The sequence below is a fragment of the Salipaludibacillus sp. CUR1 genome (genome assembly GCF_021028955.1).
Taxonomy (GTDB): domain Bacteria; phylum Bacillota; class Bacilli; order Bacillales; family Salisediminibacteriaceae; genus Salipaludibacillus.
Map to the genome: position 1 here is coordinate 25,772 of NZ_JAIWPE010000011.1, position 8,897 is coordinate 34,668.

9 protein-coding genes are annotated in these 8,897 nt (G+C 30.4%); all 9 read left to right on the forward strand.

Features of this window, described 5'->3' with window-relative positions:
* Positions 1-144 precede the first annotated feature (144 nt).
* Positions 145-1,251 carry a DegT/DnrJ/EryC1/StrS family aminotransferase gene (locus K8O68_RS01945; RefSeq protein ID WP_230895257.1) on the forward strand — a complete coding sequence of 369 codons (1,107 nt, stop codon included), beginning with the start codon at positions 145-147 and terminating at the stop codon, positions 1,249-1,251.
* A 6-nt stretch (positions 1,252-1,257) separates the two neighbouring features.
* Positions 1,258-1,911 (forward strand): sugar transferase, encoded by a 654-nt coding sequence (locus K8O68_RS01950; protein ID WP_230895258.1) that lies wholly within the window; start codon positions 1,258-1,260, stop codon positions 1,909-1,911.
* A complete protein-coding gene (locus K8O68_RS01955; protein WP_230895259.1) occupies positions 1,908-3,008 on the forward strand; it encodes an aspartate aminotransferase family protein in 1,101 nt (366 codons plus the stop codon). The genes K8O68_RS01950 and K8O68_RS01955 overlap by 4 nt, the downstream gene beginning before the upstream one ends.
* Positions 3,005-3,985: a peptidoglycan bridge formation glycyltransferase FemA/FemB family protein gene (locus tag K8O68_RS01960; protein ID WP_230895260.1), complete on the forward strand. Its 981-nt coding sequence runs from the start codon at positions 3,005-3,007 to the stop codon at positions 3,983-3,985. The genes K8O68_RS01955 and K8O68_RS01960 overlap by 4 nt, the downstream gene beginning before the upstream one ends.
* Positions 3,986-4,039: 54 nt before the next feature.
* Positions 4,040-5,335: an ATP-binding protein gene (locus K8O68_RS01965; protein ID WP_230895261.1), complete on the forward strand. Its 1,296-nt coding sequence runs from the start codon at positions 4,040-4,042 to the stop codon at positions 5,333-5,335.
* On the forward strand, positions 5,332-6,237 hold the full coding sequence (locus K8O68_RS01970; RefSeq protein ID WP_230895262.1) for an NAD-dependent epimerase/dehydratase family protein: 906 nt from the start codon (positions 5,332-5,334) through the stop codon (positions 6,235-6,237). The genes K8O68_RS01965 and K8O68_RS01970 overlap by 4 nt, the downstream gene beginning before the upstream one ends.
* Positions 6,238-6,252: 15 nt before the next feature.
* Positions 6,253-7,410: a glycosyltransferase gene (locus K8O68_RS01975; RefSeq protein ID WP_230895263.1), complete on the forward strand. Its 1,158-nt coding sequence runs from the start codon at positions 6,253-6,255 to the stop codon at positions 7,408-7,410.
* 101 nt (positions 7,411-7,511) lie between these two features.
* Positions 7,512-8,651, forward strand: a complete 1,140-nt coding sequence (locus tag K8O68_RS01980; protein ID WP_230895264.1) for a glycosyltransferase family 4 protein — start codon at positions 7,512-7,514, stop codon at positions 8,649-8,651.
* Between the two features lie 64 nt (positions 8,652-8,715).
* Positions 8,716-8,897: hypothetical protein (locus tag K8O68_RS01985; protein WP_230895265.1), on the forward strand; the 182-nt coding region annotated here is incomplete at its 3' end.

Genomic DNA, 8,897 nt, shown 5'->3' on the forward strand with positions numbered 1-8,897 from the left:
GCTGCTGAGCTGGCTATGTTGACTGGCTCAGTAGCTTCTTAAATTAGTTAATTAGTAGTTAGTGTGATCTAAAAGGTCAGGTAAGTACTAAGTAACTAAAAAAGGACAACCGAGAGTTTTAATAAGAAAGGGAGTACATACATAATGGGAGATAGAATTTTTCTTTCTTCACCACATATGAGTGACGAAGGGTATGAAATGAAATATGTGCAAGAAGCGTTTGATACCAACTGGATTGCACCACTTGGGGAAAATGTTAATAAATTTGAAGAAGAGCTAGCAGAAAAAGTAGGGATAGGCCATGCAGCTGCATTAAGTTCAGGTACAGCAGCCATTCATTTGGCGTTAAAAGCTGCTGGAGTAGGAGAAGGAGATATTGTATTTTGTCCATCTTTAACGTTCTCTGCAACTGTTAATCCGGTTATCTATCAAAATGCTACTCCTGTATTTATTGACAGTGATGAAGAGACGTGGAATATGTCCTCACAAGCATTGGAAGAAGCTTTTGAAAAGTACCCTGAGGTAAAAGCTGTCATAGTTGTGCATCTATACGGACTCTCCGCTGATATGGATCCTATAATGGATTTATGCCGAAAGTATAAGGTATCTGTGATTGAAGATGCAGCTGAATCTCTAGGTACTTACTATAAAGGTAAGCATACTGGAACATTTGGTGATTATGGAATTTATTCATTTAACGGAAATAAGATCATTACGACTTCTGGTGGTGGAATGCTAGTTTCTAATAATGAAGAAAGAATTCAAAAAGCACGTTTCTGGGCGACTCAGTCGAGGGACCAGGCACGACATTATGAACATAGCGAGTTAGGTTTTAATTATCGAATGAGTAACGTTACCGCGGGGATTGGCAGAGGTCAGCTGAAAGTTCTAGATCAGCGAGTGGCTAAAAAGAGAGAGATTTTTGAGTTCTACAAAAAAGAGCTAAGTAACCTTGAAGGTGTTTCATTCATGCCAAATAATAATTGGAATGAACCAAACTTTTGGTTAACTTCTATGATATTGGATGGACCAGTAAAGCCAATTGAAGTAATGGAAGTTTTGGAAAGGGAAAATATTGAAGCGCGTCCGGTTTGGAAACCAATGCATATTCAGCCTTACTTTTTTAAGTGTGATTTTATTGGTAAAGGTGTTTGTGAAAAGCTTTTTGAACAAGGCATCTGCCTACCGAGCGATACTAAAATGACAAAATATGATTTAAATAAAATAGTGGAAATAATAAAAGGACTGTGATGCAATATGAAACTAAAGAGAAACTTATATAAAAAATTTTTAAAAAGACCTATTGATTTTGTTCTTTCACTAATTTCAATTATATTACTAAGTCCAATTTTAATAATGGTGGCCTTACTAGTAAGAATTAAATTGGGCAGCCCGATTCTGTTTAAACAAAAAAGACCAGGATTAGACGAAAAAATATTTACAATGTATAAATTTAGGACAATGACTGACGATAGAGACGAAAAGGGAGAGTTATTAGCAGATAAAGTAAGGTTAACAAAGTTAGGAAAAACTCTTAGGAAAACTAGCCTTGATGAATTGCCTGAGCTATTCAATATTTTAAAAGGAGACATGTCATTTGTAGGACCTAGACCTTTGTCTGTGAAATATTTACCTTATTATACTACTGTAGAAAAACAAAGACATTTAGTCAGTCCTGGCTTAACAGGTTTAGCACAAGTCAACGGTAGGAACAAAGCTACCTGGGAACAAAGGTTTGCTTTAGATCGTGAATACGTAAATAAACTTTCATTAGTATTAGATCTTAAAATAATATTAAATACAATATTAGTTGTCTTCAGAAGAAGTGATATTGTTACCAGGGGTACAGGTACGATAGAAGATTTTCACAAATATCGAATAAGCCAAAAAAATAAAAGTGAAAATTTATGATAGAAATAGGGAGTGAGTTTTGGCTAGAAGATAATAATAATTTGGATAAAAGTAAGGACTTCGATGATTTAATTAATTTCGGAGGAGATAGAAAACTTCTATTTTCGGGTCGTTCAGCAATTGATTATGTATTAGAAGACATAATCAAAACAATAAAAACAGTTTACATGCCCTCCTATTGCTGTAAATCTATGCTCCAACCATTTGTAGATAGAAATATAAGAATTGAATTCTACGAGGTATTTTATGATGGTGATGGTTTAAATTATTCTATTGATTATGAAAAAGAAGTGGATATATTTTTTGCAAATAGTTATTTTGGTTTCGACGTTTCTAATATGGATAGAATTATTAAAAAATTTAGAGGTAGGGATGTAATTGTAATTGAAGATATTACTCATAGGTTTCTATGTGAGCAGAACTGCTGCCGGTATGCTAACTATTTTATTGCTAGTTTAAGAAAATGGTTCTCTATACCAAGTGGAGGTGTAGCTATTAAAGGAGCTGGAGAGTTTACAAACAATAAGTTACTACCTCCACCAGATGAACTTGTTGAAAAAAAAGTATTAGCAATGAGTAAAAAAGCGAATTTTATTTACAATCAATATACTATCCATAAAACTAATAAAACCGCAAAATCTGATTTTTTAAAATTATATTCTGATTTTAATTTTGCTTTAAATAATAATTATAAAAATATTGAAATTGACTTAGTTTCTAAAGAGATTTTAAAAAAAATTAATATAGAGGATATTAAGAAAAAAAGAGTGAAGAACACGATATTTATTTATCAAAACTTTAAAAAAACAAATTATATTAAGCTTCTTTTTAGTAAATTTAATAGTGATACGGATTGTCCTCTTTTTGTCCCAATAATAGTAAAACCTGAACTCAGAGGAGCCTTGAAGAATTATTTTATTACTAATAATATATTTTGTCCTATTCATTGGCCAAACCCTGTGGATAATAATTATTTTAATAAAGAGACAAAAATACTTTATAACACAGAACTATCATTGGTTTGTGATCACAGGTATGGATTAAACGATATTAAAAGAATAATTACCACGTTAGGAGGTTTTACAGATAAATTATGAAGGATATATATTTTGATACAAAATATGGTTTTTTGTATGAAGAAATTGAAAAAGGTAGTTGTGAAGAATTCAAACTAAATTGTCAATATGGTTCTGTATATCATATGTTTATTAAACGAGAAATACCTTTTAATATTAACAACCAGACATTTTATGATTTAACTACCCCTTATGGTTATGGTGGTCCTATTATACAAGAGTACAAGAATGGCAACAAAAATAATTTGCTGAAAGAATTTAATATTAAGTTTAAAGAGTATTGTGCTAAAAATAATATAGTGAGTGAATTTATTCGTTTCCATCCATTATTTAATAATGCAAAGGAATTTAATTCAGTGTATACGTTAGAACATATAAGAAAAACTGTAGGCACAAGTATAAGCAATCAGGATTCTACTCTTTCAAGGGAATTTTCCAAAAGTGCTAGAAAGATAATACGTAAGGCTATAAATATTGGTGTGAGTTACAAAGTAACTAAAAAGCCAAATAATCTAGATAATTTTATGGATATATATTATTCCACTATGAAAAGAAATAACGCTAGCGAATATTATTATTTTAGTAAAGAATACTTTTATAATTGTTTAGATAATTTCAAGGAGAATATTATATTAGTTGAAGTTATTTATGACAATAAAGTTATAGCATCAGGGCTTTACTTTGTTTATGGTGAAATTATTCATGCTCATTTATCTGGTACATTGAATGAGTATTTGTATCTTTCGCCTGCTTACGTGATTAAATATGCAACAGTTCAATGGGCTGAAGCGAATGGTATAAAAATAATCCATTATGGAGGAGGCACAAGTAATAAACCAGATGACTCTTTATATCAGTTTAAAAAGAAATTCGGAAAAAAAACTGAGTTTGATTTTTATGTTGGGAAAAGAATATGGAACGATAAAGTTTATAACAAGCTGTGCGAGAGTAGAGGAATTAATCCCGATAAGGACTTTTTTCCATCATATAGAGCGTAAATAAACTTTATTATAAAATTTTTTTTAAAGTAAAGAATAGGGACGGAGATTATTATGACTGAAACTCAAAAGAGGTTATTGGTTCTTGGTGGTTCAAGAATATCATGTGAAATTGTAAGAAAGGCACAAGAGATGGGGGTTTATACAATGGTGACTGATTGGTACCCTAAAGAAAAATCTCCAGCAAAAAAAATTGCAGATAAGTCTTTTATGACAAGCACAGCAGATATTGCAGCTATGGTTGATCTTATAAAAAAAGAAAAAGTAGATGGTGTAATTACTGGATATACTGATTCTGTATTACCACACTATGCAAATATGTGCGAGCAAGCTGGATTGCCGTGCTATGGTACAAAAAAGCAATTTGAAATATTGACAAATAAAAAAGACTATAAAAAATTATGTGAAGAATTTGGTGTTCCTATTGTGAATGAATATCACATAGAGGGAGACATTGACTCCGCAATTTTAAATCATATTAAGTACCCTGTATTAGTTAAGCCTTCTGATAATAGTGGTGCAAGAGGAATATCGATCTGTAATAATGAAGCAGAGCTAATTGCTGGATACAAAAAAGCACTAGATTTTTCAGAGCGTAAGGAAATATTAATAGAACGATATATTAATGGAGAAGAAGTAACAATTTTCTATACATTACAAGATGGTGAAATTTATCTTTCTGGTATGGGAAATCGTCATATAAAACACAGTCAAGATAATGTTATTGCTCTACCTGTTGCCTATACTTTCCCTTCAATACATTTAAAAAAGTATATTAATACAACCGATTCAAAAGTGAAAGAAATGTTTAAATCATTAGGATTGAAGAATGGCATGGTGTTCATACAATGCTTGGTGGAAGATGGTGAATGTATTATTTATGACATTGGTTATAGATTAACAGGAACCCTTGAATATAAATTATTGGATGAAATTTGTCATTATAACCCACTTGAAATGATGATTAAATTTGCTCTAAGTGGAAAAAAAACCGAACCATTTTTACATAAAAAAGCTGATCCTTATTGGAATAAATATGCTTGTAATGTTTCTTTCCTCATTAAGCCTGGAAAAATAGACAAAATCCAAGGTTTAGAAGAAGTGAAAAGGATCCCTGAAGTTTTAGACGTAGTACTAGCCCATACAGAAGGAGAAGAGTTACTAGAATCTTCCAAAGGGACATTAAAACAAATTATGTTAAGAGTCTTTGCTACTGCTAATAATAAAAAAGAATTAGAGCATTTACTGAACTCCATTTATAACACCTTGAAGGTTACTTCAGTAGATGGAGAGAGTATGTTATTGGAAGGGTTCGACACACAGGAACTTGGGGAGGACGTATTGATTTGAGTAAAAAGACAGTATTAGTAAGCGGAGCAAACGGTTTTTTAGGGAAAGCGTTAGTTAAACAATTATTAGAAAGTAATAATTATAATACTATAGCTTTGACTTCTGAAGTAAAGAAGTTACAGAGTTATTTTACAGACCATTCTAATTTAACTGTGCTAAATGTAAGTGATTGGAAAAAAGAGATTAATCGAATGACTAATATAGATGTTCTGATTAATTGTGCATTTCCACGTGCTTCAAATCCTAGGAAATTAGCAGAGGGGTTAGATTTTACTGAAAAACTTATAAGAGATGCAATTGACATAAATATAGATAGTGTTATTAATATATCTTCTCAAAGTGTATACAGTCAAAAGGCGAAGTCATCACCAGATGAATTTGCTGAGGTTGCTCCTGAATCTTTATATGGAATGGCAAAGTATGCATCTGAAAAAATAGTAGCATCATTATGTGATTCTGAAATTAATTATTCCAATATAAGAATTGCAAGTTTAACTGGCCCTGATTTAGAAGCCCGCATGACTAATAAATTTGTAAAAAACGCATTAGATGGTGAAAAAATAACAGTTAATGGAAGAGGGCAGAAAGTTTCTTATCTAGATGTTAAGGATGCAGCTTCAGCATTAATGTCAATGGTAAAAAAAGATTCTTGTGAATGGAATACAGTGTATAATTTAGGGAATATTCATTATTATTCTGTTTTTGAAATAGCAGAAACAGTAAGGGAAACTGCTAAAAAATATTCTATAGCTGACGTGAATATCGAAGTATATGAGGGAAATGATAGCTTCAATAATTTAATTAATAGTGATTTATTTTATAACGATTTTGAATGGAAACCAAATTACTCTATACCGTTAGTGGTAGAGTATTTGTTTAACTATTATAAGAATAAAATGTAAGTTGGTGAACTACTAATGTATGCGTTAGTAATAGGAAGAGCTTTGCCTGATGAAAAAACAGGAATGATGGGGATATTTGAATTTGAGCAGGCAGCAGCATTAAATAAATATAATTTTAAATCTGTTTATGCTTTTTGTGATACTCGATCGGTTAAGTCTTTACGCATATTTAATTATGTAAACTTACATTCGAGTAAACCTTCTGTTTATGGTTACCATTTACCAATAGGTGGTATTCCAAAGCAACTATTTGATCACCTCAAAACGAAACATTTTCAAAAACTATTAAACAATATTTTAGAAAAAGAAGGTAAACCAGCAGTTATTCATGTGCACTTCCCATTGTTGAATTTAAACGAGCAAATTTGGAACTTACTTAAAAACCTTCAAATACCGATAGTTGTTACCGAACATTGGAGTAAAGTACAGTTGAAAAAATTGGAGCCTCATAGTGTAAGTTTACTAAAAAAAATTGAAAAGGAATCAGATAGTTTTAACTGTGTTGGGGAAAAACTGAAACAAAGCGTAGTAGAGTTAACTGGTACTAATAAAAATATAGAAGTAATTCCAAATATGGTGAAACCAATTTTTAAATATTCAGAACGAAAGATTAGGAAAAAAAAGTATGACTTTGTTACTGTTGGTCGATTAGTGGAAAGTAAAAGATTCGGATTATTAATAAATGCATTTTCAAAAGCATTTGCTGAGAATACAGATGTACATTTAAATATCATTGGTAATGGCCCGGTGTTTAGTAATTTAAAAAAACAAATTCACAGTCAAGGTATGGGTGATAAAATTACACTGCATGGGTTCCTTCCACGAGAAAAAACTGCGGATATGCTTAAAAAAAGTGATGCCTTTGTTTCGGCTAGTGTTTTGGAAACTTTTGGAGTGCCATTCATTGAAGCTATGGCTTGTGGGAGACCAGTAATAGGCGTTAAAGGAGGGCCAATAGATATTTATATTGATGAATTAACGGGGGTATTATTCGAAGCAGATAATGTTGAGGAGTTGGCTAAAGTATTAATTAATATGTACGAAAAAGGGAAAAATTACAATGAGAAACAAATAGCCAAAAGAGCTGAGGAATTGTTTAGTGAAAAGGCAGTATCTGAAAGATTAATAGATATTTTCAATAAATTAATTAATGAAAGAAACAAACTGAAATAAAACAATTGTCAAATTTAATACACACTTATAAAAAAGCATATTTTCTGAAGGTATAGATAGAGGAATATTACTATGGTTAATTTTTGAGAGGATTGTGTTTTATGAAAGTCCTATTTATTGCTTCGTATTCTGGAACGTCTGGTGCTAATCATTCTTTAATTAATTTAATCAAAATATTAAAAACAAAAGGTGTTGAGCCTTATGTAATTATTCCTACAAGTGGAAAACTCGAAAAAGAACTAATGGAAAATAAAATTCCATACAAAAAAATAAGGTTATATAATTGGATAGTTTCAATTGATCAAATCTCAAAAAAAGAAAATATTAAGTGGTTAATTAAAAGTTTAATAAATTACTGGCAGGAGTTACGAATTTATCTTTTAATTAAAAAAAAGAAAATTAAAGTAATGCACATAAATGCAGTTACTGCCGCTTGGGGACTTAATGCAGCCCAAAAAAATAATGTGCCTATTGTGTGGCATATAAGAGAATTTTTGGAAGAGGACTTGAACAAAAAATTTAGAAATAGAAATTCAGCAATTAAAAAATTAAATAAAGCGAATGTAATTATTGCTATATCAAAAAGTGTAGAAAAAAAATACTCTAAAATAATTAATAAGGCAAAATTAATTACTATATATAATGGCATAGATCATAATAAATTTTCTAATATTGAAAATGATATCTTTAATAAGGATACCATAACTGTAACAATAGCAGGTAGAATTGTAAAAGAAAAAGGTCACAAAGAAGTTATCTATGCAATTCAAAAAGTTATTGATATGGGAGTTACAAACATTAAATTACTAATAGTTGGTAATGAAGGGGATTTTAACTTTATTTCCCAAATTGAGGAGTTAGTCTTTGGACAGAATCTTGATAATCATGTCCACTTTTTAGGTTATAGGGGAGACATGGAAAATATCTGGTCTCAAACTGATATTGCAATTATAAGTTCTAAAGCCGAAGCTTTTGGAAGAGTAACAATTGAGGCTATGATGGGAGGCGCTCTAGTCTTAGGGGCAAATACTGGCGGAACTATAGAATTAATTAATGACAAATATGGTTTAATCTATGAACAAGGAAATTATAAATCTTTAGCTGATAATATAATTTACGCCATTAATAATAAAGCGGAGATGAAAGTAATTGCAAAACAAGCTAAAATAAATGCTAATAAAAATTTTACAGCTCTTATGAATGCTGAGAATATTTTTAATGTGTATAAGAGTTTGAAATAATAGTAACTTAATATTGTAATAAAGTAGTATTTCTTATTTGTTAATCAGAATTGAGGTATTAGAATTGTATAAGGATGCTGGAAAAGAATATAAAGTAAATGTTACAGGAATATTAATTTTGCTATTAATCCCATTAATACTTCCTGACTATTTTCAACATTTAGGGATTCTTACTGATATTTTTACTTTACTAACAGTGATCATATTTATTTATTTAATTTTTATTACTTTTTTTAAAAAGGAATA